The organism is Lactobacillus fornicalis (assembly GCF_055362665.1).
Map to the genome: position 1 here is coordinate 1 of NZ_JBLTIM010000081.1, position 279 is coordinate 279.

A 279-nucleotide genomic window follows, 5' to 3' on the forward strand; every position below is an offset into this window, starting at 1 on the left:
TTGAGAGTAGTAACTCTCAAGAACTTGAATAAAACCAAGCAAAAAGTCGGGCCTATAGCTCAGCTGGTTAGAGCGCACGCCTGATAAGCGTGAGGTCGATGGTTCAAGTCCATTTAGGCCCATTGAAGCGAAGGCTTCAAGGGAAAAGACGAATAATTGGGGGCTTAGCTCAGATGGGAGAGCGCCTGCTTTGCACGCAGGAGGTCATCGGTTCGATCCCGTTAGCCTCCATCGGGTACCGAAAGGTATCCATGAGAAATGCACGTTGAAAACTGAATA

The 279-nt window shown here is 48.7% G+C and carries 2 tRNA genes; both read left to right on the forward strand.

Annotated features, from left to right (window positions below):
• The first annotated feature begins 48 nt into the window (after positions 1–48).
• A tRNA-Ile gene (locus tag ACNDLV_RS08250) sits at positions 49–122 on the forward strand.
• A gap of 36 nt (positions 123–158) precedes the next feature.
• A tRNA-Ala gene (locus ACNDLV_RS08255) sits at positions 159–231 on the forward strand.
• Positions 232–279: the final 48 nt, after the last annotated feature.